Below are 22,706 nucleotides of genomic sequence, written 5' to 3'. Positions count from 1 at the left end.
TGGCGAAACCGCTGCCTTCCGCCGATTGCATCGTCATCGACTGCAAGGCTGCAGCATCGTCAGCCGTACCGGGCTGCAGGGCGACGCAAGCCGGCAGCCCCCTGTTTCGGAACCTCCCTCGGAGCGTGCACGGTTGCGGCCATCGCGCTCCGCCAGCCGGCCTTATCCGGCGCGATCCTTGCTTCGCCTCTGGTGCCGGAAGCCGCCAGCCGATACAGGCCTCGCCATGTCCCAGACAGCCGTTCCCGCCATGCCGCAGCAGCACCGCTTCTACGAAGACCTCCTCGCCCTGCCGCTGGGCACGCTGATGATCAGCTTCGGCATCGTCCTCTTCGCCAAGGCGACGCTGCTGACCGGCGGCGCGGCCGGGCTCGCCCTCCTCCTGCAATTCGGCACGGGGGTGGATTTCAGCCTGCTTTTCTTCATCCTCAACCTGCCGTTCTACTGGCTCGCCTTCCGGCGGATGGGCCTGCCCTTCACGCTGCGGACCTTCGCCGCGGTCGGCCTCGTCTCGGTCTTCGTCTGGGCGACGCCCGGCTGGTTCCGCATCGAGGCGGTGGCGCCGCTCTATGCCGCCATCGCCGGCGGCGTCGCGATGGGGCTCGGCCTGCTGGCGCTGGCGCGCCATCGCACCGCGATCGGCGGCGTCAACATCCTCGCGCTCTACCTGCAGGAGCGCCATGGCCTGCGCGCCGGCTGGGTCCAGCTCGGCATCGACGCGGCGATCTTCGCCGCCGCGCTTTTCGTGCTGCCGCCGGACAAGGTCGCGCTCTCGCTGGTCGGCACGCTCGTGCTCAACGCCATTCTCGGCATGAACCACAAGCCCGGCCGCTACATGGCGGTCTCCTGACCGGAGGCCCGTCTGCGCCGCAGACGGTTGCGCCTGGCCCGCCATCATGCGACTCAGCCGGGACCACCGACGGGTAGCGAACGGCGAGACGAGACATGGCCCAGCCCCTGACCATCGAAGACCTGCGCCTTCTGGCCAAGCGCCGCGTGCCGCGCATGTTCTACGACTACGCCGATTCCGGCGCCTGGACCGAGGGCACCTACCGCGCCAACGAGACCGATTTCGCCAAGGTCAAGCTGCGCCAGCGCGTCGCCGTCGACATGACCAACCGCTCGCTCGCCTCGGAGATGATCGGCCAGCCGGTCACGATGCCGGTCGCGCTCGCGCCCACCGGCCTCACCGGCATGCAGCACGCCGATGGCGAGATCCTCGCCGCCAGGGCCGCCGCCAAGGCCGGCGTGCCCTTCACGCTCTCGACCATGAGCATCTGCTCGATCGAGGATGTCGCGAACCACACCAGCGCGCCGTTCTGGTTCCAGCTCTATGTGATGAAGGACCGCGACTTCATCGCGCGCCTGATCCAGCGCGCCAGGGCCGCCCGCTGCTCGGCCCTGGTGCTGACGCTCGACCTGCAGATCCTCGGCCAGCGCCACAAGGATATCCGCAACGGCCTCTCCGCCCCGCCGAAGCCGACCATCGCCAACCTGATCAACCTCGCCTTCAAGCCCTGGTGGTGCCTGAAGATGCTGGACACGCCGCGCCGGCAGTTCGGCAACATCGTCGGCCATGTCACCGGCGTCGCCGACATGTCCTCGCTCTCCTCCTGGACCGCCAGCCAGTTCGACCCGAAGCTGAACTGGGACGATGTCCAGTGGATCAAGGAGCAGTGGGGCGGCAAGCTGATCCTGAAGGGCATCCTCGATCCCGAGGACGCCGAGATGGCCGCCAAGAGCGGCGCCGACGCCCTGATCGTCTCGAACCATGGCGGCCGCCAGCTCGACGGCGCGCTCTCCTCGATCGAGGCCCTGCCCGGCATCGTCGAACAGGTCGGCAACCGCATCGAGGTCCTGTTCGACGGCGGCATCCGCTCCGGGCAGGACGTGCTCAAGGCGATCGCGCTCGGCGCACATGGCACCTTCATCGGCCGCGCCTTCCTCTACGGGCTCGGCGCCATGGGCGAGCAGGGCGTCACCACCGCGCTCGACATCATCCGCAAGGAGCTCGACACCACCATGGCGCTCTGCGGCCTGCGCGACATCAAGGATGTCGACGAGCGCATCCTCGTCGGCGGCCGCGCCGGGGCGATCAGGCGGCTGGCAGGCTGACGCGGCTCTCCCAGTCAAACAGCCAACGACCAAGGAAAAGGCCCGGCGGAGCAGCTCCGCCGGGCCTTCTTCATTGCATCCCCCTTGCGGAGATCACTCTCCGCAAGGGGCCGATTTCCGGATCAGGCGCGGTACCAGGATGCCAGGTTCCAGGTATCGACGTCCCAGCCCGAATGGTCATGCGAGAGGGTGTTCGACGCGGCGACCACCTTCTTGCGCGACAGGATCGGCAGGATGACGTTGGCCTCGCAGAAGATCTCGTTGACCTTGATCAGGAGCGCGGCGCGCTTGGCCGGGTCGAGTTCCTTCTGCGCGGCCTTGTAGGCCTCGTCGGCAGCCGGGTCCGTGTAACGCGAGACGTTGCGGCCCAGCCACTTGTTCTCCTTGCTGGCGACTTCCCACGAGGTGAACTGGTTGAGGAAGCGCTCCGGATCGGGCTGCGGCTGCGTCGTCGTGTACATCTCCATGTCGACATAGAGCTTGGTGTAGGTGTCGGGGTTGGCGACATCGGACGAGAAGAACACCGAGGCCGTCACCGACTTCAGCTCGAGGTCGATGCCGGCGCGCTGGCAGGCCTGCTTCACGATCGCCTGCACCTTCTGGCGCGGAGCGTTGATCGAGGTCTGGAAGACGTATTTGAGCTTCTTGCCGTCCTTCTCGCGGATGCCGTCCGAGCCCTTCTTCCAGCCGGCCTCGTCGAGGATCTTGTTCGCCTTCTCGATGCTGAACTCGTATTTGAGCTTCTGCGACTTGAACTGCTTGGGCTCGTTGACGAAGCTCGCCGTGGCAGCACCGGCGCGGCCATAGATGAATTTCTGGATCGAGTCGCGGTCGATCAGCAGGTTGATCGCCTGGCGAACGGCCGGGTCCGACAAGGTCGGATGCTTGGTCTTGGCGCTGGAGCGCTCGCCATCGACCTCGGTCCACGGATCGGTCGTGTTCAGAGTGATGAACTCGACATCGCCGGCAGCCGCAGCACTGATCTTGCCGCGCCCGCCGATCTCCATGCGCTTCAGAACCTCGTCCTCGACCAGCGTATCCCAGGCGTAATCGTACTCGCCGGTCTGCAGGACCGCGCGAGCCGCCGAGACCGCGTCGCCGCCGCCCTTGATCTCGAACGTGTCGAAATGCGGACGGTTGGCGACGTGATAAGCCTCGTTGCGGGCGCCGGTCAGGATGTCACCCGGCTTGAACTCGACGAACTTGTAGGGGCCGGTGCCGACGGGCTTGAGGTTTGCGGGAGCCTCGCGCGACTTCGCGCCCTTGTACTCGCCGAAATGGTGCTTCGGGATGATCATGCCGGCGACGCCGACGAAGGGATCGGCCCAGAACGGCGTCGGCTTGGCGAAGACCACCTTGACGGTATGATCGTCGACCTTCTCGACCTTGATGTCCTTGTAGGCGCCGGTGGTGTAGGCGGCCGTCGCCGGATCGGCGGCATATTCCCAGGTGAAGACGACGTCGTCGGCCGTGAACGGCTTGCCGTCATGCCATTTCACGTCCTTCTTCAGCTTCCAGGTGACGGTGGTGCCGTCCTCGGACAGGCCGCCATTGGCCTTGGTCGGGACTTCCGCGGCGAGCTGCGGGATCAGGTTGCCTTCCTTGTCCCAGCCGGCGAGCGGCTCGTAGAACACGCGGGACGCGATCTGGTCCTTGGTGCCCGAGGCAAAATGCGGGTTCAGCAGCGTCGGAGCCTGCCAGAGCAGCATCTTCAGCGGCCCGCCGCCGCCGGCCTTGGTCGGCTTGTACTCGAGCGTGGCATTGGCCATCGCGACATCGTTCCAGGCGAGGATCTGGGTCGCAATCGGCGCGGCGATGCCGAGCGCCGCCATCCTCTGGATGAAGGAGCGCCGCGACAGGCCGCCTTCCTTCACATCCTCAACCATACCCTGGATATACTGGCTAGTCATAGTCAACCTTCACGTCATGGCAGCAAGAACACAATCAATAAATTGACCGGTTCCGGATCGGATTTATCAGCTCCAAGGCGCAGAATTGCTTTGGACGCGACTCTGCTCCTAGGAGCCGCGGCCTTAATCATAACTTAAGTCGTCAGTCGGAAACCGCATACCGGACCCGCCTGCTACTCTTGTCTCCGGCTAAATTACGCTGACCTTCGACGGAAAATCGCTATCAAATCTTCCGTATCGTCAGCTCAAGTCCCTGAGCCCTCCGGGCGTCTCGATCCGGGCCCGATAGCACAGCTCCCGCCCATGGCTGACGATGGGCCCCTGCTCCGTGCCCAGCTCCTGCAACAACGCCGCGATCGCCTGCGCCTCCGGATGTTCCAGCGAGAACCCGCGCAGCCGCGCGCCCAGATCGGCGATCGAAGCCATCGAGCGCGGCTTGCCGCGCCGGTCGATGATCGAGGGAACCGCCCCGCCCCAGGGCAGCGAGCCGTCATCCGGAATGGCGAAATCGAAGACGGGAGCGTCCATCGGCAGCCCGGCCTTGCGGCCGAAGATCGCCTCACGACCTTTCAGGACATCATCGATCCGGTCGGTCCGGGCTACCCATGCGCGCAAACGGCGACCGGCATCCCAATCCCGCCGGACCTGCTTCCGGTCGTCGAGCCCGAACCAGCGGGCGCGTCCGGGATAGGCCCCGTCGGGATCGAGCGCGACGATCTCCAGATAGGCGGAACCGCCAAGCTGCAGCAGGTGATTATGCGTGCCCATATAGCCGTGCCGCTGCCCGAAGGGCACATCGAGATCGAGGCAATCGCGAACATGCGCGACGCCCTCCACAAGCGTCGGCGCGATGACGGTGAGATGGTCGAGAGTCAGCATGCCGCCAGTTGAGGCCGGAACAGATCCGTCGTCCAGCACCTGCGACAGCGGATCGCTGCGCCACCACGGCATTCATCTTGAAGCAGCCCGACGAAAAGCCCGCGGAGCGTAGGGCACCACGGGCTCTCTTGATTCAGGCCTGAAGCGTCAGCGCGAGAACTTCTTGTACTGGATGCGTTTCGGGATCGTGCTGTCGATGCCGAGGCGACGCTTCTTGTCCTCCTCGTAATCGGCGAAGTTGCCCTCGAACCACTCGACATGGCTGTCGCCTTCGAAGGCGAGGATATGGGTCGCGATCCGGTCGAGGAACCAGCGATCGTGACTGATGATCACGGCGCAGCCGGCATAGTCCTCCAGGGCCTCTTCCAGCGCGCGCAGGGTGTCGACGTCGAGGTCGTTGGTCGGCTCGTCGAGCAGCAGCAGGTTGGCGCCGGACTTCAGCATCTTGGCGAGATGGACGCGGTTGCGCTCACCGCCGGAAAGCGAGCCGACCTTCTTCTGCTGGTCGCCGCCCTTGAAGTTGAAGGCCGAGCAATAGGCGCGGGAATTGATCTCGCGCTTGCCGAGATAGAGCACGTCGTTACCGCCGGAGATTTCCTCCCAGACGTTCTTCTTGTCGTCGAGCGAATCGCGGCTCTGGTCGACATAGCCGAGCTGGACGCTCTCGCCGACCTTGATCGTGCCTGCGTCCGGCTTCTCGGCGCCGGTGATCATCTTGAACAGCGTCGTCTTGCCGGCGCCGTTGGGGCCGATCACGCCGACAATGCCGCCCGGCGGCAGCTTGAACGAGAGATCGTCGATCAGCAGCTTGTCCTGGAAGCCCTTCGACAGCCCCTCGAAATCGACGACGTTGTTACCCAGTCGCTCGGCGATCGGGATGATGATCTGGGCTGTGTCCGGCCCCTTGCTGCTGGCCTTCTGGACGAGCTCGTCATAGCGCTGGATGCGGGCCTTGCTCTTGGCCTGGCGGGCCTTCGGCGACTGCGCCATCCACTCGGCTTCACGCTCGAGGGTCTTCTGGCGCGAGGCATCCTCGCGGCCTTCCTGGGCGAGGCGCTTCTGCTTCTGCACCGACCAGGCCGAGTAGTTGCCCTCGTAGGGGATGCCCTGGCCGCGATCGAGCTCGAGGATCCAGCTCGTGACGTTGTCGAGGAAGTAGCGATCGTGGGTGACGATCAGGATCGCGCCCGGATAGGTGCGCAGATGCCCTTCGAGCCAGGCGGTGGTCTCGGCGTCGAGATGGTTGGTCGGCTCGTCGAGCAGCAGGAGTTCCGGCTGCTCCAGCAAGAGCTTGCACATGGCGACGCGGCGACGCTCGCCGCCCGAGAGCTTGTCGACGGCCCAGTCGTCCGGCGGGCAGCGCAGCGCATCCATCGCCTGGTCGACCTTGGAATCGAGATCCCATAGGCCCTTGGCCTCGATCTCGTCCTGGAGATTGGTCATCTCGTCGGCGGTCTCGTCCGAATAGTTCATGGCGAGTTCGTTGTAGCGGTCGAGGATCGCCTTCTGCGGCGCGACGCCGAGCATGACGTTCTCGCGCACGGTCAGGCTCTCGTCGAGCTTCGGCTCCTGCGGCAGGTAGCCGACGCGCGCGCCTTCGGCGACCCAGGCCTCGCCGGTCCATTCCTTGTCCATGCCCGCCATGATCTTGAGCAGGGTCGACTTGCCGGCGCCGTTGACGCCGAGCACGCCGATCTTGGCGTCCGGATAGAACGAGAGATGGATGTTGTTCAGGACCTGCTTGCCGCCCGGATAGGTCTTGGACAGGCCGCGCATATGATAGATGAACTGGCGGGACATGGGGCGAGCGGGCTCCGCTTTAGAACGCTTGGCGACGGATGTCGGGAAATCTGGCCGCTATGTAGCGACCGGGCGCGCCGCCCGCAACCGCCTGCCGGCGAAGCAGGTGCCTTTCACAAATGCGGTAGAGCGCTTCCGGCGCCCTTCCCCCGGCCCGGCTTTTGCCCGAAGCTCTGACAGCCTGAACGCTGCCGGAGCCCGCCGATGAGCCTGCCCGCCGTCCTGTTGCGCATCCTTGCGGCTTTGATCCTGGCTTTGCTGGCGACTCAGCATGCCCGAGCCCAGTCGAACGAGCCCGGCTGCCGACCGGAGATGGCGAGCCTCGGCCTGCCGATCCACCGGGTGCAGCTGGCGAAGGACGAGGCCAGGCTGACCTTCGTCGGCCATGCCACCTTCCTGATCGAGACGCCGGGCGGCGTGAAGATCGCGACCGACTACAACGACTATGTCCGCCCGCCGGTGACGCCCGACATCGCCACGATGAACAAGGCGCATTCGACCCATAATTCGCGCAATCCCGACCCTGCCATCAAGCATGTCCTGCCCGGCTGGGACCTGTCCGGGCGTGGCGCGGCGCAGCACGACCTCACGCTCAGTGATGTCCGCGTCCGCAACGTGCCGACCAATATCCGCAGCTACGAGGGGGGCACGGATTATGACGGCAACTCGATCTTCGTCTTCGAGATCGGCGAACTCTGCATCGCCCATCTCGGCCATCTGCATCACCCGCTGGAGGCAGGCCACCTGCGTGCGCTCGGCCGGGTCGATATCGTGCTCTTCCCGGTCGACGGCAGCTATACGCTCGACCAGACCGGCATGCTTGACGTGCTGAAATCGATCCAGGCGCGGGTGATGATACCCATGCATTTCTTCGGCGGCGGCACGCTTGCCCGCTTCCTCGCCCGCACGCAGGAGATCTGGCCGGTCGAGCGCCGCGATCAGGCCACGATCACGCTGGCCAAGGCGACACTGCCGGCCAGGCCCACCATGGTCGTCCTGCCCGGGCATTGACGATTCGTCCGGGAATGCCGGCTCCTGTCCCGAACAGTCGCTCGCATCGGCATTAACGCCTCGCTGAGACTGATTGCAGGCTTTCCTTGTCCTTGCGGCAGATCGCGGCATCCTGTCGAGAACCGGGAGACTATCCTCATGCGCCGCATCGCCGCCCTCGCCTGCCTGCTCGCAACCGCCGCCTTGCTGCCTGTCCAGGCCGAGGCGGCCAAGTTCCGTTTCGGCGGTCGCAGCTCCGGTTCGTCGGCCAAAACCAGCCGCAGCGTCGTCATCGTCCCGGGCCTCGCCGCCGGCGCGAGCCGTGCAAAAGCCGCAAGCGCAGAGCCCGAGCGCGTTCCGTTTCCGCCCGCGACCGCGCAAGCCAAGGAGCCTGTGCCGCTGCGCCTTTCGGCGAACGACGATGCCAGGAAGCCCTGGTGCCAGACCGATGTCGTGGTCGGCGGCTTCTGCATGATGAACTGAGCGGAACCGCCGCTCAGACGCGGCTGACGCGCCCCTCCAGCGGATAGGCCGGGTCGCTGTAGCCCGGCGTCGAAGGGTGGCCTGCCGGCACCAGCCGGTCGATCAGCGCCTCGTCCTCCGCGTCGAAACCGGCATCGAGCGCGGCAAGATAGGCCTCCCACTGCTCGAAGGTGCGCGGACCGGCGATCGCAGCCGTGACGAAGGCATTGTTCAGCACCCAGCGCACCGCGAACTGGATCGGCGTCAGTCCTTTCCGTGCTGCATGGTCCCTGATCGTCTGGGCGATGACCAGGCTCTCCTCGCGCCATTCCGCCTGCATCATCCGCCGGTCGCCGCGCCCGGCGCGCGTGCCCTCGGCCGGCGCCTGGCCCGGGGCGTATTTCGCGGTCAATACGCCGCGCGCCAGGGGTGAATAGGAGGCGACGCCCAGCCCGAAATAGCCGCAGGCCGGCAGATGCTCGACCTCCGGCATACGGTTCATCGCGTTGTAATAGGGCTGGCTGACCACGGGCCGGTCGATGCCGATCTCGTCGCAGAGCCGGCAGATCTCGGCCAATCGCCAGGCGCGATAGTTCGAGACGCCGAAATGCCGGATCTTGCCCTGCCGGACGAGATCGGCGATCGCATGCACCGTCTCCTCCAGCGGCGTCGTATGGTCCTCCTTGTGGAGGTAGTAGATATCGATCGTCTCGGTGCCGAGCCGGCGCAGGCTGTCCTCGCAGGCGCGCAGGACCCAGCGCCGCGACAGCCCGCCCTGCATCGGCCCCGGCCCCATGGCGTTGGCGACCTTCGTCGCCAGGATCCAGTCGTAGCGATGAGCCGCGATGGCACGGCCGGTGACCTCCTCGGAGCCGCCCTCGCTATAGGCATCGGCCGTGTCGATGAAATTGATTCCGGCCTCGCGCGCATTGTCGATGATCCGGCGCGACGTCGCCTCGTCGGTCGGGCCGCCGAACATCATCGTGCCCAGGCAGAGCGGCGAAACCTTGAGGCCGGAGCGGCCGAGACGGCGATAATCCATGGCGATATCCTCGAACGGGGTCGCCAACCCTGCCGCAGCCGGGCATCCGAGACCAGCGCCAGGCGCGCAGGCGCGCCCTGCACCGCGCGGCCGGACGACAAGGAAATGCTTAATCTTTCATGACAGGATGGCACGTTGTCACAAGGCCGTTCGATGAATCTCGCCCAGCTCGTCAAGAGCCAGACCTTCGCCACCCTGCTGCAGGCGCTCGACGCGGCGGGCGAGCTGGCGGCTGGCCGGACGGTACAGGCGCGGCTCGCTGCGCTGGAGCCGGACGGCACCGCGACCGCGATGATCGGCGAGACCAAGGTCGCGCTCGTCCTCGCCGGCCCCCAAGCCAGGCAAGCGGCCCTGCAGCCGGGCGCCACGCTCGTGCTGCGGCTCGAGCAGCCCGGCGGCGACCTGCGCGCCACGCTGGTCGAAATCCGCCCGCCGGCGGCAGCGGTGACCGGGCAGGCCCAGCCGCAGCCGGCCCCGACATCTCAAGCCGCTCCGCCGAACGCTCCTCCGGCTTCGACGGCCGCTCCGACCCGGCCGATCCCCACGGCCGCAGCCAGCGTTGCGCCGCAGGTGGCCGCTACGCCGGCACCGGCGCTCGCGCAGGCCGCACACCCGCCCTCGCCCGTGGCAGTTCAGCAAGCCCTCCTCCAGCAGGCCCTGCAGACCCGGGGACTGTCGACGCCGCAGCCCGCCATTGCGGGCACGGGAGTGGCGGGAGCCACCCCGACAGGCGCCACCGCCGCCAATCTGGCCGCCCCGACGGCTGCCTCATCTCCCGCCGCTCCCGCGATCACGGCCGCGACCGCGCGCGCCGTCGCCGGGCCGTTGCTGGGTCCCATGCTGCAGCATCAGGCCGGGCTCGCGCCGCTCTTCGCCAATCTGCGCGCCATCGCGCAAGGCTCGATCTCGCTCGCCCTGCCGAAGACGCTGCCGCCCGCGATCCAGCAGGTGCTGGCTCAGGCCATGCCCGCCGAGCGCCAGCCCCCGACAGCGGCGAAGCTGAAGGAAGCCTTCCAGGCTTCGGGTCTCTTCTTCGACGCAAGGCAGGCCGCGGCATTGCCGGCACCGCGGCAGGGCGACCTCAAGGCCGGGCTGCAGGCGTTGCGCGAGACCTTGCTGCCGATCATCGACGCCTTGTCGCCGGATCCGAAGGCGAGCCGCCACGAGCACGCGGGCGCGGAACAACTCGCCGACCCGGCCGCAACCGACCAGCTTGCCCGCCTCGCCCCGCCCCGCCGCGACGGCCCGCTTTCGCCGCAGCCGGCTGTGGAGCCTTCGCTGGCGCCCGGCGAAAAACCCCTCGCCATCGCCGAGACCCTGCTCGACCAGACCGAGGCCGCGCTCGACCGGATCAAGCTGACGCAATACGCCTCGCTGCCGCTGGAGCCCGCCCGGCAGGACGGCGCTCAGCCGGCACAGCGCTGGCTCGCCGAAATCCCGCTCGCCTTCCAGCAGGGCATCACGATGCTGCCCCTTCAGGTCGAGCGCGACGCCCCCCGCCGCGATGCGAAAGGCGTCAGCCCGCCGCTCTGGCGCATCCGCTTCGCGCTCGACGTCGAGCCGATGGGGCCACTCCAGGGCGTCGTGACCTTGCAGGGCCGCGATGTCGGCGTCTCGATCTGGGCCGAGCGCGAGGAGACCAGCCAGCTCCTGCGCGGCGCGGCGCCCGGCCTCGAAGGCGCCCTGCTCGATGCCGATTTCGCCAGCGGCGCCGTCGACATCCATACCGGCCAGCCGCGCGTGATGCAGCCGACCGCCGGCCAGTTCCTGGACCGCCTGTCATGAGCGCGCCGCAGCCGCCCCGCATCGCCGTCGCGCTGGAATATGACGGACATGGCGCACCCCGCGTCACCGCCAAGGGCCGTGGCGAATTGGCCGAACGCATCGTCGAGACCGCAAGGGAGCACGACGTCGCGGTCGAGCAGAACGCCATCCTCGCGCAGGCGCTTTCGGCGGTCGAGCTCGACGACCAGATCCCGGAGGAGCTCTACCGCGCGACCGCGCAGGTGATCGCCTTCGTCCTCTCCCTGCGCGGCGAGTTGCGCCGGCCGAACCGGGACGGCCATCGGTCTTGAGCACGGGAATCGTCGTCAGGCGCCTCGACCCCACCGCCTATGCGGAGCTGGGGCCGGTTTTCGCGGAGCTCGCACGCCACGCGCTCGAGCCCAATCCGCATATGGCGCCGGCCGCCGTCTCGGCCGCGACGGCACTCGTGCCGGAAGAGGAGGTCGTCGTCCTCTGCGCCTGGTACAGTGAAGCGCTCGATTTCGAGCAGCTCGTCGGAATCTGGGCCTTCCGGCGCGTAAAGGGCTGGCGCAGCGGCTTCTCCGACGCCCTCGCCGCGCCGCTGGTGCCGCTCTACGAGGTCTCGTCCCTGCCGGTGCTCGACCGCGACCATGCGGCGGAAGCGGCCCGCGCCCTGATGCGCTATCTCCTCGCCTCGCGCGACCTGCCGCATCGCCTGCTGCTGCCGCTGCTCCCGCTCGACGGCCCCTGTTACGCCGCGCTCGCCGAAGCCTGCCGCCAGACCGGCAGCGCGATCTCGACCTACGAGCGCTGGATCCGCCCGGTGATGATCCCGCGCCCCGATGACAGCTTCGAGGCCTATCTGAGGCGAGCACTGGGCTCGTCATACAAGAAGCGGATGCAGCAGTTCCGGGCCGTGGCGAAGCAGGGGGCCCTGACCTTCCGGCGCAATCGTGGGAGGGGCGCGCTGGAGGCGCTCGACGCCTTCCTCGCCATGGAAGCCTCCGGCTGGAAGGGCGAGGAAGGCACGGCCATCGCCTGCCTGCCGGCCGACACCGCCTATATCCGCCGCTTGGCGGAACTCTGCGCCGCCGACGACATGCTGCTGATCGACACGCTGCTGCTTGACGGGCAGGCCATCGCGATGGGGCTGCTGATCGAGAGCGGCAGCCGCCGGCATTTCCTCAAGATCGCCTATGACGAGACTCAAAGCCGTCATTCCCCCGGCCGGACGCTGGCGATCGCCATGCTGCAGGCCGATTTCAACGGCACGCCGCCGGCCTTCTTCGACAGCGGCGCCGGCGAAGGGGTCGATGCCGGCACCTATGTCTGGGGCGAACGTCGCGAGATGGCCAACGCCGTCATCAGGGTCGGGCCGGGCCGTCCCGGCCTGGCGCAGATCGCAGCCTTCGGCCGGATGTGGCTCAGGCGCCTGCGCGATGCCGCCCGAGCCCGATCCGCCCGAGCAGCCAGCGGCCGACCTCCGGCTTGAAGTGCAGGGTGTCGAGCCAGTAGCGCGAGGATGCCTTGGCGGGATCGAAATCCTCGAACGGATGGCCTGAGACGAGATCGTGGAACGGCAGGCCCCGCCGCGTCGCCAGGGCGGCGATGTCCCGCTGCCAGGCGGCCAGCTCGGAAGCCCGCCCGCCATCGGCAATGAGCTGCCGCTGCGCCGCGCTCATCGGCGACAGGACGATCGTGACATCTCGCCCCCGCAACAGGTCCAGTGCGCGTTCGAGATGAGCGAGATCGTCCGGCCGATAAACCATCGCCGCGATGTTCTGCTCGCGGCTGATCTTCCCGACGAGTTCCGTATCGAAATCCGGCGTCGCCTTGTAGCCGTCGACGTGCCAGAGGCCGGGCTCGGTCCGCAGGACCCGGCGCCCGCGCAGATTGTCGATGGTCTTCGGATTCAGGACGGTCGAAATCAGCGCCTCGCGGCGACCCGATGCCGTCGCGAGCTTGCGGTCAATCGGCGGCGGCGGCGGCCATGCCGTGAACATGAAATAATCGAGCGCGATCACGACCTGCCTCACGCTGCCGATATCGACCGCCAATGCCGCCAGCGTCGGCAGCTCCCGCGCCATCAAGGCGGAGAAGCCGGCATTATAGACCTGCCCCGCAGCGGCTGAGACGTCGCGCGGATCGAGGCCGCGATAGACCACCGAGGAGCCGATCAGCAGCGTCTGCGGCTTCAGCCTCGCGATCTGGAGCGGCTTGATCAGGCGCATCTCGACATCGAGCAGGCGGCTCGCACCGGCGCCACCGCGCGTCCAGGGCGGGCTATCCCGGAAAACCCAGTAGGGATCGCGCCAGAAGGTCAGCGCCGCCAGCAGCCCGACCGCCAGCACCACCGTCGCCGCGAAGCTGGCGGCGAAGCTGCTCGGGTCCGCGGAACGGGACAGGGCGGCGGCAAGGCGCATCGCGCTGCTCTAGCATCGAACCGAAAAGGGGAAACCACTTTTCGGCGCTATTCGATGCGGCAGCGAAGCAGATCATCCCGGTGTTGGCGAACCGGCTTGACCACCCCTGCGCCCCCGCCGATACAGCATGCCAGCCGCAGGAGAGAGACGATGAGCGCAACCGCCCGGATTGGAATCGTCACGGTCTCCGACCGCGCTTCGGCCGGCATCTACGCGGATGAGGGCGGGCCGGCGATCGATGCCTATTTCCGGAAGGTGCTGACCTCGCCCTGGGAGGCCGTCGCGCGGGTCATCCCGGACGACCGCGCCGTGATTGCCGGGACGCTGCGCGACCTCGCCGACAAGGAAGGTTGCTGCCTGATCGTCACCACGGGAGGCACCGGCCCGGCCCCGCGCGACGTCACGCCGGAGGCGACCGAGGATGTCGTCGAGAAGCCGATGCCCGGCTTCGGCGAATTGATGCGGCAGGTCAGCCTCGCCAAGGTGCCGACCGCGATCCTCTCGCGCCAGACCGCCGGCATCCGCGGCAGGTCGCTGATCGTCAACCTGCCCGGCCGCCCCCGTGCCATCGCCGAATGCCTCGACGCCGTGATGCCGGCCATCCCCTATTGCATCGACCTGATCGAGGGACCCTGGCTGGAGACCGATCCGGCGGTGATCGCGGCGTTTCGGCCGAAGAAATAGGGGCGCGTCATGCTCGGGAATGAAGTACGTCATGCTCGGGCTTGACCCGAGCATCTCATGACCAGTGGTTTCGGAGAGCCTTCTTCGGCCAGAGATTCTCGGGTCTGCGCTTCGCTGCGCCCGAGAATGACGCCCTCACCTCAACCCGCCGCCAGCTCCCGCCCGATCGCCTGCACGAGCTGCGGCGACAGCGGATCGGTCCCCGCCGGAAAGCCGCCGAGCAGCGCGCCGTCGCGGCCGATCAGGTATTTATGGAAGTTCCAGCGCGGCGTGTCCGTCGGCTTCTCCGCAGCGGCCCAGCGATAGAACGGATGCGCCTCCGGCCCGCGCACCACGGTCTTCTCGACGAAGGCGTAGGTCGCGCCATGGCTCTGCCGGGCGGCCTCGGCGATGGCCGCGCCCTCAAGCGGCTCCTGCCCGCCGAAATCATTGCTCGGCACCGCGACGAGCATCAGGCCCCGCCCCTGGTAGCGCTGCCAGAGCTGCTCCAGCGTTGCCATCTGCCCGGCATAGCCGCAGCGCGTCGCCGTGTTGACCACGAGGATCGGCCGGCCGCGATAATCGGCGAGCGGCATGCGGCCGCCATCTGGCTTGTCGAAGCCGAAAGCGTGGGCGCCCGTCAGGGCCTGCGCCAGAGCCGAGCGCGAAGCGAGACTCGCAGCAGCGGCTCCGGCGATCCCGATGGCGATCTGGCGGCGCGACGGCAGCATGGCTTTCCTCCGGTTCGATAGCCGAACGGGCGGCATCATGCCCCAAAGCACAAAGCCCTGCAGCCAGTCGGCGCGGGGCTTCGCTTCACGATGGCGAGACCGATGTGATGAGCCCTCATCCTGAGGAGCAGCCGCAGGCTGCGTCTCGAAGGATGCTTCGGAAGGCTCCGGTGTCCTCTGAACCATCCTTCGAGACGCCGCGGACGCGGCTCCTCGGGATAAGGACTGAGGATTCCCGGGCGGGCTTCAGCAGGCGAGAACCTTCTTCACGCGCACTTCGAGATCGCGCAATTCGTAGGGCTTCACGACGTAATGGTCGGCGCCGTTGCTGGTCGCCTCGTCCATCTTGTCGACCGAGCGCTCCGAGGTCGCCATGATGATCTTGATCTGGTTCAGCTCCGGCACCGAGCGGATAGCGCGCAGCAGGTCGATGCCGCTCATGCCGTCCATGTTCCAGTCGAGCAGCAGCAGGTCGTAGCGCTTGGTCTGCATCTTCATCAGGGCCTCGCGGGCGTTCTCCGCCTCGTCGATGTCCTGGAACTCGATCTGCTTGAGGAAATAGGTCGCCAGGCCGCGCATGCTCTTCTGGTCGTCGACCACCAGGATGCGGTATTCGCTTCTGGCCTTTGACATAACTTTGCTCCTTACGCGGTGCGTAGATTCGGGCGTTCGCCGACAAGCTGTCCGACCGCTCCACCGATCTGGTTGAGCGGTACGACCCTGTCGGCGGCTCCGATCTCGAAGGCCGCTTTCGGCATCCCGTTTACCACGCAGGTCTCCCCGCTTTGGATTAACGTCTCGGCGCCGGCTTTGCGCATGGCTAACAAACCGTCTGCGCCGTCGCGCCCCATGCCGGTGAGCAGGATGCCGACGGCATGGGCGCCGACGCTGCGCGCCACGGAATGGAACATCACGTCGACGGACGGCGAATGGCCGCTGACCAATGGCCCCTCGCGCAGCGCGCAGACGAACTCGCCGCGGCGCTCCTCGACCTCGAGATGGCGCGGCCCGCCGGGCGCGACCACCGCCATGCCGGGCTTGAGCCTGTCGCCGTCGGCGGCCTCGCGGACGTCGAGACCGGTCGCGGTCGCGAGCCGCGCGGCGAATTTCGCGGTGTAGCCCGGGGGCATGTGCTGCACGACGACGATCGGCAGCCTGAGATGGGCGAGATCGCGCATCACCGTCTGCACGGCAGGAACGCCGCCGGTCGAGGCGCCGATCGCGATCAGCGAGGTCTTGCTGCTGCGCGCCGGCTCCCGTGGCGCCGGAGGCGCCGCCGGGCGGGCCGGTGCAGCGCCGGCCATCTGGGTCATCTGCTTTGCGGCGGCGATCATCTTGCGGCTGGCCGCCGCGCGCTGCAGCGCCGCGACCAGATGCTTCATGAAGCCGTCGAGCGTATGGGTCGTGCCGTCCGGCTTCTCGATGAAGTCGATCGCGCCGAGCTCCAGCGCCTGGATGGTGTTGTCGGCCCCCGGCCCGCCGAAGGCCGAGACGATCAGCACCGGGAGCGGATCCTGCTTCAGCACCCGCGCCAGCAGCTTCAGGCCATGTCGGCCCGGTAGTTCCAGATCGAGCGTCACCACGTCTGGACGAAGCTCCTGGATCGCGTCCCAGCCTTCCTCGGCGCTGCCGGCGATGCCGATCACCTCGAAGCCGGGCGCAGAATTGATGATCTGCGTCATCAGCTTCTGCATCAGCACGGAATCGTCGACGACGAGGACCTTGACCGGAGCGGCGGAAGACGTCGCGACAATCATCACCAGACCTCCACTTCACCGGCCACCGGCTGCGTCTTGAGCCGGTTGAGATAGGCGATTTCCTGCTCGTGGCCGCTGTCGCGCGCGGTGGGCTGGACATGCTGCACCCAGGCCCGGCCCGTCGAGGGCTGGTAATGGATGCGCCGCGAGCGCGTGCCGCCGACATCCCGCGAGACCACGGGGATGCCCTCGACCTTCAGGAACTCGTTGACGAAGGCGATGTTGCCGTCGCCGATCGCCAGCATCGTGGCGCCCGAGAGCACACGGGCGCCGCCGAAGACCTTCGCCTCGAAATTGCTCCGCTTGGCGCCGCGCTTCAACAGGTCGTTGATCAGCACTTCCATGGCGGTGTCGCCATAGCGCTCGCCGGCGTTCGAATCCGAGCCGCCATTGTTCTTCGGCAGCAGGAAATGGTTGAGGCCGCCGACACCGGCGACGGGGTCGCGCATGCACACCGAGACGCAGGAGCCGAGCACGGTGGCGACGATCTCGTCCTTGGCGGAGGTGATCTCGTGCTCGCCCGGCGCGACGGTGATGATCGTCGCTTGGAAGCGCGGGTCGAAATAGCGGCGGGAGGACCGGGAGACGCTCATGCAGTCCTCTCGTAGATGGTGCGGCCGATCAGGCGCAGATTCGGATGCGGTTGCGGCAGCGATTCCGAATGCCCGAGATACAGGAAGCCGCCCGGCGCCAGCAGCGCCACGAAACGGTCAAGGATCGAGGCCTTGGTCTGCGTGTCGAAATAAATGAAGACGTTGCGACAGAAGATCACGTCGAAGGGGCCGCTCATCGGCCATTTCTCGATCAGGTTCAGCCGCTTGAAGGCGATCATCCGGCGCAGCTCATCGCTGATCCGCGCCTCGCCCCGCCCAGCCCCACCTTCGAGCTTGAGCATCGGCTTCACGTCCGACGGCAGGCGTTCGAACAGCTCCGCCGGATAGATGCCGGCTTCGGCCCGGGTCAGGATGTCTGTATCGATGTCGGTCGCCAGGATCTTGAAGTCGAGGTCGCTGCGCGGCCCCACCACGTCGCGGCAGGAGGCCGCGATCGAATAGGGTTCCTCGCCCGACGAGCAGGCAGCCGACCAGATGCGGATGCGGCCGCGCCGGCCGGCGCGCTCCTGCAGGAGGCGCGGCATCACGTCCTTGCGCAGATGGTCGAAATGATGGCGCTCGCGGAAGAAGGCGGTGTGATTGGTCGTCACCGCGTTGATCAGTTCGGGCAGTTCGCCCGCCGCCTGCGGCGTCTTGAGGAAGGCGCAGTATTCCGCGACGGAGTTCATGCCGAGCGCCTTGACGCGCCGCGCCAAGCGGCCGCGCGTCATCGCTTCCTTGTGCTCGCGGATGACGATGCCGGCCTGCTCATAGACCAGCGTCGCGATGAACTTCATGTCGTCGCGGGTCAGCGTGACGTCCGTCATGGCGGGCTGGGCCGCAGCAAAGGGATTGGATGAGGCCGGTCTGTTCATCTCTCAAATCCCGATCCGGCCGCCGGCGGCGACGCGACGATGCTGCATCTGCTGCTGGAAGCGCGGCTGCACGGCGGCGGCAGCCGCTGGCGCGACGCTGCGCCGGGCCGGGGCCGCAGCGCCATGCGAAACATGCTGGCCGCCGAGGGCCTCGATATGGGCGTGCAGCGCGGCCGCCTGCTCGGCGAGCTCGGCCGCCGCTTCGGCGCTGCGTTCGGCCAGGTCGCTGTTCTGCCTGACGCCCTTGTCCATCTTGGCGACGCTGCGGCCCATCTCGCCGGCGCCCCCGGCCTGCTCGGCCGTGGCGGCGGCGATCTCGGAGACCGTCGCCGACACCTTGCCGGCCGCCGCGACGATGCGCTCCAGCGCCGTGCCGGTCTCGCGGACGAAGCCGACGCCTTCGGCGACCTGCCCGTTCGACGAGGCGATCAGCCCCTTGATGTCCTTGGCGGCCTGCGCCGAGCGCTGCGCCAGCGAGCGCACTTCGGACGCAACCACGGCAAAGCCCTTGCCGGCATCGCCCGCGCGCGCCGCCTCGACCGCGGCGTTCAGCGCCAGCAGGTTGGTCTGGAAGGCGATCTCGTCGATCACGCCGACGATCTCGGAAATTTTCAGAGACGAGCTCTCGATCCGCTCGATCGCGCCGATCGCGCGGGTGACGACGCCCTGCCCCTGCTGGGCCACGCTCATCGTCTCGCCGGCGAGCTCGCCGGCTTCGCGGGTGCGGATGCTGCTGCGCCCGACCGAGGACGCGACCTGCTCGGCAGCGGCCGAAGCTTCGCCGAGATCCGCAGCAGCGCGCCCGGCGCCGGCCGCAAGCTCCGTAGTCGCTGCATCGACCTCGGCTGCGGCCTGCGAAACCCGTCCGGCGGTCGCCCGGATCGTCTCGAATGTCGCCCCGAACCGCTCGAGCGTCTCGTTGAGGCTGTCCTGAAGCTGGCCGAGGCTGCCCTGATGCGTCACCGGGACGCGGCGGTTCAGATCGCCTTCCGCCATCCCGGAGACGGCATCGGCCATCTGGTCGAAGGTGCCCTCGAGCAGTGCGTTGATCCGGTTCAGGCCCTTGACCGCGTGGCCGAGCGGCAGCGGCTGCCCTTCCGACGACAGCCGGCGGGAAAAGTCTCCCGCCTCGGCCGCCTCGACGAGTGCCACGATTTCGCCGGCGAGCTTGAGATCGCCGGTCATCTCGCGCCATTCGACGGCGGTGCCGAAGCTGCGTCCGTCGGCACGCATCATGGTGGTGAGGGTCAGGCAGATCGTGCGGCGGCCGAGCGTCAGGCGCACGGGCTGGCCGCTGAGCGGCTGATGCTCGCCCTGCACGCGCTCCATGACGCGGCCCAGCATGTCCTTGGCGGAACAGCCCGGAAAGGCGGCGCGGAAATCCTCCTGCGCCTCGCCGAAGAAGCGCAGCAGCGCCTTGCTGACATAGACGACGCGGCCGGCGGGGTCGCAGAGCATGATGCTGGCGCGGCCATGATCGAGCGCGGCGCGCAGGCGCTCGGCTTCCTCGCCCTGCTCATGGATGGCAGCGAGCGCACGCGACAGATCGGCGCCCTCGCCCGAGCCGGACAGGTCGGGAAGCGTGACGTCGCCGCCTTCCGCGAGACGAGTCGCCACGGCGGCGCTGCGCGCGAGCGGGCGCGTTGCGCCCCAGGCCGCGAGCCCGCCGAACAGCGCCACAGTCGCGACGGCGGCCGCGCCCAGGACGGGCGCGCCGGCTGCAGCGGCATAGGCCGCCAGGCTGCCGGCAAGCGCCGCCGAGCCGGCGGCAAGCAGCGGCTGGCTGACCGAGAGACGTGAGAAGGGGCCGAGCGCGCTGCCCATAAGGTTCGATCGTTTCTTGTTCTCGCCCGCTTCTTGAACGCTACGCTCGGGCTGGTCTCGAAAAGTCAGGCGGCCCTGCTGGTCTTGATCAGAGCCTCGGCGCCGCCGTCGCGGATCACCGCCGCGAGATCGAGCAGCGCGACGATATCGGTATCGAGCAGGACGAGGCCTTCGATCAGGCCGTGCTCGTCGCGCTCCAGGTCAGGTGCAGGACGCACCGCGGAAACCGGCACATCCACGATGTCCGAGACCGAATCGACCAGGAGGCCGGCGGTCTTGTCCTCGACATCGACGACCACGATGACATGGGTCGCGGTCGCCTCGGTGGCGCCGAGCCCGATCGCGGTGCGCAGATCGTAGACCGCGAGGATGACGCCGCGCAGGTTGAGCACGCCGCGCACATGCGGGGCCGCGTGCGGCAGCGGCGTCGTCGCCTGCCAGCCCTTGATCTCGCGGACCATGCCGACATCGATGCCGAAGGTGCGATCGCCGACCTTGAAGGTCACGATCCGGCGCGCGGCCGATTCGGGCTGCGCCGACGAGAAGTGCTTTTCGCCGAGTTGGAGGGTCATGGTCATCCAGCCATCTTGAGGTCAGATTGAGGGGGACGGCCGCCGGACGCGGCGAGCCGCAGCATCGAGTCGATATCCAGGATCAGCGCGACGAGACCGTCGCCGAGGATCGTCGCCGCCGAGGCACCGTTGACCGCGCCGTAATTCGCCTCGAGGCTCTTCACGACGACCTGCTGCTGGCCGACGATCTCGTCGACGGCGATGCCGACATTGTTGCCGCGCTCGGTCTCGGCGATGATGACGATGTTCTCGTTGGTCTTGCCCATCGAGCCCATCACGTCGCCGAGGCGATAGAGCGGGGTCACCTCGCCGCGCCAGCGCAGGACTTCCTGGCCGAAGGGCAGGCGCTCGATCGGGGTCGAGGCGAGATGCTGGGTCTCGATCACCGAGGCGATCGGGATCACGTAGCGATCGTCGCCGCAGCGGATCACCATGCCTTCGAGCACGGCGAGCGTCAGCGGCAGGGCGAGCGTGAACTTGCAGCCCCGGCCCGGCTCGGAATCGACGCTGATGCGCCCCCCGAGCGATTCGACGTTTCGGCGCACGACGTCCATGCCGACGCCGCGGCCCGAGATGTCGCTGACCGCTTCGGCCGTCGACAGGCCGGCGGCGAAGATGAGCTGGTCGATCTCCTCCGGCTGCAGGCGCTCGTCGGCGCCGACGAGGCCACGCGAACGCGCCTTGGCCAGCAGCCGGTCGCGGCCGATGCCGCGTCCGTCATCGGTGACCGAGATGACGATGCGGCCGGCGCGGTGCTCGGCGATCAGCTTGATCGTGCCCTCGCGCGGCTTGCCCGCGGCGACGCGCTCGTCCGGCGTCTCCAGCCCATGGTCCATCGAGTTGCGGATCATGTGGGTCAGCGGATCGGCGAGCTCCTCGATGATCGTCTTGTCGACCTCGGTGTTCTCGCCTTCGAGCACGAGGCGCACTTCCTTGCCCAGCGTCTGGGCGAGCTCGCGCACCAGCCGCGGCATGCGCTGGAACACGGCCTTCACCGGCTGGGCGCGGACGGCCATGACATGGTCCTGCAATTCGCGCGTCTGGCGCGAGAGCGTCAGCATGCCCTCGGCGGTCTTGGCATGGACGTCGTAAGGCAGCGAGCGGACGCATTCGACCAGCATGGACTGGGTGATGACGATCTCGCCGACCAGGTTCATCAGCTTGTCGATGCGGTCGAGATCGACGCGCACGCTGACCGCCTGGCGCTGGCGCGCCGACGCGTCGGGGGCGGCCGGGGCGCGCGGCGCCGCACGGGCGACGGCCGGCTCGGCCGCCGCAACGACCGGGGCGGCGACGGCCACCGGGGCCGGGGCGGGCTGGATATCGGGCTCGCTCGCCGCTTCCGGCGCCGCGCCGAGCTTGGCGAGAATCGCCGAGAGGTCGGCCGCGACGGCATTGGAGACCTCTTGCTCTGCCGCGGCCGGCTCGCCAACCTCGGGCGGATCGATCGCGGCCGGCTCCGGGAAGCTGATCTCGAATTCCTCGTTCGCGAGGCTGAAGTCGAAGCGGCCATGCAGGTCCTCGACCGAAAGCTCGGTACGCAGGTCGACGTCGAAGCGCATCCAGCAATCGCTGACATCGAGGCTTTCCAGCGGCGGCACCTGGCTCAGGTCGCAGCGGATCGAGACGATATCGGCGGCCGGCAGCGAACCGAGCACGACGCGCGGCTCGATCACGCGGCGGAACAGGTCCTGCTCCGGCCTGATGCGCAGATGCACGTCGCGGCCGGGCTTGTCGGAGGCGGTCGCGGGCGCGGCGGCGGGCTCGTCGTCCCAGCCGTCATCCGAGGCGGAAGCCGGCGCGGCGGTCTTAGCCTCGACCATGGCGAGCAGGTTGCCGAGCGCGGCGATGCCGATGGGCGCATCGTTGTTGGCGGCAGGGGTGACCGGTTCCGGAGCGGGAGCAACGGGGGTCGGCGGCGCGGCGACGGGCGCCTGCGGTTCCTTGCCGACCTGCTCGAGCGCGGCCAGGAGGTCGGGCCGCTCGGTCGCAGGCTCGTCGTTGCGCGCGGCGGAGACGAGATCGGCGACCGCGTCCGAGCAGCGCAGGAAGAGCGTGAACGGCGCATCCTCGATGGCGACGCGGCCGGACCTCAGATGATCGAGCGCGGCCTCGAAGACATGCGCGAAGCCGACCAGCTCCGTGCAGCCGAAGGCGCCCGCGCCGCCCTTGATCGAGTGAATGGCGCGGAAGGCGGCATTGACGTCCTCAGGATCGACGGACCCCTCGTCGAGAGCCTGGAGCTTCAGCTCCAGCGCGCCGAGGAGTTCCTCGCATTCCTGGAAGAAGGTCTGCTTGAGTTCTGCCAACGGGTCCATCGGCCG

21 protein-coding genes are annotated in these 22,706 nt (G+C 68.0%); 8 read left to right on the top strand and 13 right to left on the bottom strand.

What is annotated here, in order from left to right:
• The first annotated feature begins 226 nt into the window (after positions 1 to 226).
• Both OCUBac02_RS09490 and OCUBac02_RS09485 read left to right on the top strand, forming a co-directional pair.
• Positions 227 to 850 carry a YitT family protein gene (locus OCUBac02_RS09490; RefSeq protein WP_173045185.1) on the top strand — a complete coding sequence of 208 codons (624 nt, stop codon included), beginning with the start codon at positions 227 to 229 and terminating at the stop codon, positions 848 to 850.
• Positions 851 to 945: 95 nt separating this feature from the next.
• Positions 946 to 2,115: an alpha-hydroxy acid oxidase gene (locus OCUBac02_RS09485; RefSeq protein ID WP_173045183.1), complete on the top strand. Its 1,170-nt coding sequence runs from the start codon at positions 946 to 948 to the stop codon at positions 2,113 to 2,115.
• Positions 2,116 to 2,237: 122 nt separating this feature from the next.
• Here the strand turns inward: OCUBac02_RS09485 and OCUBac02_RS09480 are convergent, their stop codons facing one another.
• The 3 genes from OCUBac02_RS09480 to ettA form a co-directional block, all read right to left on the bottom strand.
• Positions 2,238 to 4,025 (bottom strand): peptide ABC transporter substrate-binding protein, encoded by a 1,788-nt coding sequence (locus OCUBac02_RS09480; protein ID WP_173045181.1) that lies wholly within the window; start codon positions 4,023 to 4,025, stop codon positions 2,238 to 2,240.
• A 240-nt stretch (positions 4,026 to 4,265) separates the two neighbouring features.
• Entirely contained in the window at positions 4,266 to 4,976 is a 711-nt protein-coding gene (locus OCUBac02_RS09475) for a VOC family protein (RefSeq protein ID WP_348521652.1), read from the bottom strand.
• A 75-nt stretch (positions 4,977 to 5,051) separates the two neighbouring features.
• Entirely contained in the window at positions 5,052 to 6,704 is a 1,653-nt protein-coding gene (gene ettA, locus OCUBac02_RS09470) for an energy-dependent translational throttle protein EttA (protein ID WP_173045179.1), read from the bottom strand.
• A 204-nt stretch (positions 6,705 to 6,908) separates the two neighbouring features.
• On the opposite strand from ettA, the gene OCUBac02_RS09465 reads away from it, so the two are divergent.
• On the top strand, positions 6,909 to 7,715 hold the full coding sequence (locus OCUBac02_RS09465) for an MBL fold metallo-hydrolase (protein ID WP_173045177.1): 807 nt from the start codon (positions 6,909 to 6,911) through the stop codon (positions 7,713 to 7,715).
• A 138-nt stretch (positions 7,716 to 7,853) separates the two neighbouring features.
• Positions 7,854 to 8,177: a hypothetical protein gene (locus tag OCUBac02_RS09460; RefSeq protein WP_047575861.1), complete on the top strand. Its 324-nt coding sequence runs from the start codon at positions 7,854 to 7,856 to the stop codon at positions 8,175 to 8,177.
• Positions 8,178 to 8,190: 13 nt separating this feature from the next.
• Here the strand turns inward: OCUBac02_RS09460 and OCUBac02_RS09455 are convergent, their stop codons facing one another.
• On the bottom strand, positions 8,191 to 9,198 hold the full coding sequence (locus OCUBac02_RS09455) for an aldo/keto reductase (RefSeq protein WP_173045175.1): 1,008 nt from the start codon (positions 9,196 to 9,198) through the stop codon (positions 8,191 to 8,193).
• Between the two features lie 153 nt (positions 9,199 to 9,351).
• Here OCUBac02_RS09455 and fliK point away from each other — a divergent pair, with 153 nt between their 5' ends.
• Genes fliK through OCUBac02_RS09440 form a run of 3 tightly spaced genes read left to right on the top strand, consistent with a single transcriptional unit; the run spans position 9,352 to position 12,436 of the window.
• Positions 9,352 to 10,983 carry a flagellar hook-length control protein FliK gene (gene fliK, locus OCUBac02_RS09450; protein ID WP_173045173.1) on the top strand — a complete coding sequence of 544 codons (1,632 nt, stop codon included), beginning with the start codon at positions 9,352 to 9,354 and terminating at the stop codon, positions 10,981 to 10,983.
• The gene (locus tag OCUBac02_RS09445) at positions 10,980 to 11,273 is read left to right on the top strand and encodes an EscU/YscU/HrcU family type III secretion system export apparatus switch protein (protein ID WP_047578906.1); all 294 of its coding nucleotides are present in this window, start codon (positions 10,980 to 10,982) and stop codon (positions 11,271 to 11,273) included. The genes fliK and OCUBac02_RS09445 overlap by 4 nt, the downstream gene beginning before the upstream one ends.
• Complete coding sequence (locus OCUBac02_RS09440) at positions 11,270 to 12,436, top strand: GNAT family N-acetyltransferase (RefSeq protein ID WP_173045171.1); 1,167 nt, start codon at positions 11,270 to 11,272, stop codon at positions 12,434 to 12,436. The genes OCUBac02_RS09445 and OCUBac02_RS09440 overlap by 4 nt, the downstream gene beginning before the upstream one ends.
• Here OCUBac02_RS09440 and OCUBac02_RS09435 read toward each other — a convergent pair.
• On the bottom strand, positions 12,369 to 13,367 hold the full coding sequence (locus OCUBac02_RS09435) for a hypothetical protein (RefSeq protein WP_173045169.1): 999 nt from the start codon (positions 13,365 to 13,367) through the stop codon (positions 12,369 to 12,371). The genes OCUBac02_RS09440 and OCUBac02_RS09435 overlap by 68 nt on opposite strands.
• 150 nt (positions 13,368 to 13,517) lie before the next feature.
• On the opposite strand from OCUBac02_RS09435, the gene mog reads away from it, so the two are divergent.
• The gene (mog, locus tag OCUBac02_RS09430) at positions 13,518 to 14,051 is read left to right on the top strand and encodes a molybdopterin adenylyltransferase (RefSeq protein WP_047578910.1); all 534 of its coding nucleotides are present in this window, start codon (positions 13,518 to 13,520) and stop codon (positions 14,049 to 14,051) included.
• A gap of 140 nt (positions 14,052 to 14,191) precedes the next feature.
• Here mog and OCUBac02_RS09425 read toward each other — a convergent pair whose 3' ends face one another.
• From OCUBac02_RS09425 to OCUBac02_RS09390, 8 genes are all read right to left on the bottom strand, one after another.
• Positions 14,192 to 14,761, bottom strand: coding sequence for a glutathione peroxidase (locus OCUBac02_RS09425; RefSeq protein WP_173045167.1), 570 nt, complete (start codon positions 14,759 to 14,761; stop codon positions 14,192 to 14,194).
• A 246-nt stretch (positions 14,762 to 15,007) separates the two neighbouring features.
• Positions 15,008 to 15,394: a response regulator gene (locus OCUBac02_RS09420; RefSeq protein WP_047578914.1), complete on the bottom strand. Its 387-nt coding sequence runs from the start codon at positions 15,392 to 15,394 to the stop codon at positions 15,008 to 15,010.
• A gap of 11 nt (positions 15,395 to 15,405) precedes the next feature.
• Positions 15,406 to 16,518, bottom strand: coding sequence for a chemotaxis-specific protein-glutamate methyltransferase CheB (cheB, locus tag OCUBac02_RS09415; protein ID WP_173045165.1), 1,113 nt, complete (start codon positions 16,516 to 16,518; stop codon positions 15,406 to 15,408).
• Positions 16,518 to 17,111, bottom strand: a complete 594-nt coding sequence (locus OCUBac02_RS09410; protein ID WP_047578486.1) for a hypothetical protein — start codon at positions 17,109 to 17,111, stop codon at positions 16,518 to 16,520. The genes cheB and OCUBac02_RS09410 overlap by 1 nt, the downstream gene beginning before the upstream one ends.
• A complete protein-coding gene (locus OCUBac02_RS09405) occupies positions 17,108 to 17,986 on the bottom strand; it encodes a CheR family methyltransferase (protein WP_244639144.1) in 879 nt (292 codons plus the stop codon). The genes OCUBac02_RS09410 and OCUBac02_RS09405 overlap by 4 nt, the downstream gene beginning before the upstream one ends.
• Positions 17,987 to 17,989: 3 nt before the next feature.
• Positions 17,990 to 19,810: a methyl-accepting chemotaxis protein gene (locus OCUBac02_RS09400; RefSeq protein WP_173045163.1), complete on the bottom strand. Its 1,821-nt coding sequence runs from the start codon at positions 19,808 to 19,810 to the stop codon at positions 17,990 to 17,992.
• A gap of 65 nt (positions 19,811 to 19,875) precedes the next feature.
• A complete protein-coding gene (locus tag OCUBac02_RS09395; protein WP_082009965.1) occupies positions 19,876 to 20,388 on the bottom strand; it encodes a chemotaxis protein CheW in 513 nt (170 codons plus the stop codon).
• Positions 20,385 to 22,700: a chemotaxis protein CheA gene (locus OCUBac02_RS09390; RefSeq protein WP_173045161.1), complete on the bottom strand. Its 2,316-nt coding sequence runs from the start codon at positions 22,698 to 22,700 to the stop codon at positions 20,385 to 20,387. The genes OCUBac02_RS09395 and OCUBac02_RS09390 overlap by 4 nt, the downstream gene beginning before the upstream one ends.
• Positions 22,701 to 22,706 lie beyond the last annotated feature (6 nt).

The organism is Bosea sp. ANAM02 (assembly GCF_011764485.1).
Lineage (GTDB): Bacteria > Pseudomonadota > Alphaproteobacteria > Rhizobiales > Beijerinckiaceae > Allobosea.
This window is presented reverse-complemented; position numbering and strand designations above follow the sequence as displayed.

Coding starts and splice junctions, on each gene's coding strand:
- OCUBac02_RS09490 (WP_173045185.1), top strand. CDS start 227: ATGTCCCAGACAGCCGTTCCCGCCATGCCGCAGCAGCACCGCTTCTAC.
- OCUBac02_RS09485 (WP_173045183.1), top strand. CDS start 946: ATGGCCCAGCCCCTGACCATCGAAGACCTGCGCCTTCTGGCCAAGCGC.
- OCUBac02_RS09480 (WP_173045181.1), bottom strand. CDS start 4,025: ATGACTAGCCAGTATATCCAGGGTATGGTTGAGGATGTGAAGGAAGGC.
- OCUBac02_RS09475 (WP_348521652.1), bottom strand. CDS start 4,976: ATGCCGTGGTGGCGCAGCGATCCGCTGTCGCAGGTGCTGGACGACGGA.
- ettA (WP_173045179.1), bottom strand. CDS start 6,704: ATGTCCCGCCAGTTCATCTATCATATGCGCGGCCTGTCCAAGACCTAT.
- OCUBac02_RS09465 (WP_173045177.1), top strand. CDS start 6,909: ATGAGCCTGCCCGCCGTCCTGTTGCGCATCCTTGCGGCTTTGATCCTG.
- OCUBac02_RS09460 (WP_047575861.1), top strand. CDS start 7,854: ATGCGCCGCATCGCCGCCCTCGCCTGCCTGCTCGCAACCGCCGCCTTG.
- OCUBac02_RS09455 (WP_173045175.1), bottom strand. CDS start 9,198: ATGGATTATCGCCGTCTCGGCCGCTCCGGCCTCAAGGTTTCGCCGCTC.
- fliK (WP_173045173.1), top strand. CDS start 9,352: ATGAATCTCGCCCAGCTCGTCAAGAGCCAGACCTTCGCCACCCTGCTG.
- OCUBac02_RS09445 (WP_047578906.1), top strand. CDS start 10,980: ATGAGCGCGCCGCAGCCGCCCCGCATCGCCGTCGCGCTGGAATATGAC.
- OCUBac02_RS09435 (WP_173045169.1), bottom strand. CDS start 13,367: ATGCGCCTTGCCGCCGCCCTGTCCCGTTCCGCGGACCCGAGCAGCTTC.
- mog (WP_047578910.1), top strand. CDS start 13,518: ATGAGCGCAACCGCCCGGATTGGAATCGTCACGGTCTCCGACCGCGCT.
- OCUBac02_RS09425 (WP_173045167.1), bottom strand. CDS start 14,761: ATGCTGCCGTCGCGCCGCCAGATCGCCATCGGGATCGCCGGAGCCGCT.
- OCUBac02_RS09420 (WP_047578914.1), bottom strand. CDS start 15,394: ATGTCAAAGGCCAGAAGCGAATACCGCATCCTGGTGGTCGACGACCAG.
- cheB (WP_173045165.1), bottom strand. CDS start 16,518: ATGATTGTCGCGACGTCTTCCGCCGCTCCGGTCAAGGTCCTCGTCGTC.
- OCUBac02_RS09410 (WP_047578486.1), bottom strand. CDS start 17,111: ATGAGCGTCTCCCGGTCCTCCCGCCGCTATTTCGACCCGCGCTTCCAA.
- OCUBac02_RS09405 (WP_244639144.1), bottom strand. CDS start 17,986: ATGAACAGACCGGCCTCATCCAATCCCTTTGCTGCGGCCCAGCCCGCC.
- OCUBac02_RS09400 (WP_173045163.1), bottom strand. CDS start 19,810: ATGGGCAGCGCGCTCGGCCCCTTCTCACGTCTCTCGGTCAGCCAGCCG.
- OCUBac02_RS09395 (WP_082009965.1), bottom strand. CDS start 20,388: ATGACCATGACCCTCCAACTCGGCGAAAAGCACTTCTCGTCGGCGCAG.
- OCUBac02_RS09390 (WP_173045161.1), bottom strand. CDS start 22,700: ATGGACCCGTTGGCAGAACTCAAGCAGACCTTCTTCCAGGAATGCGAG.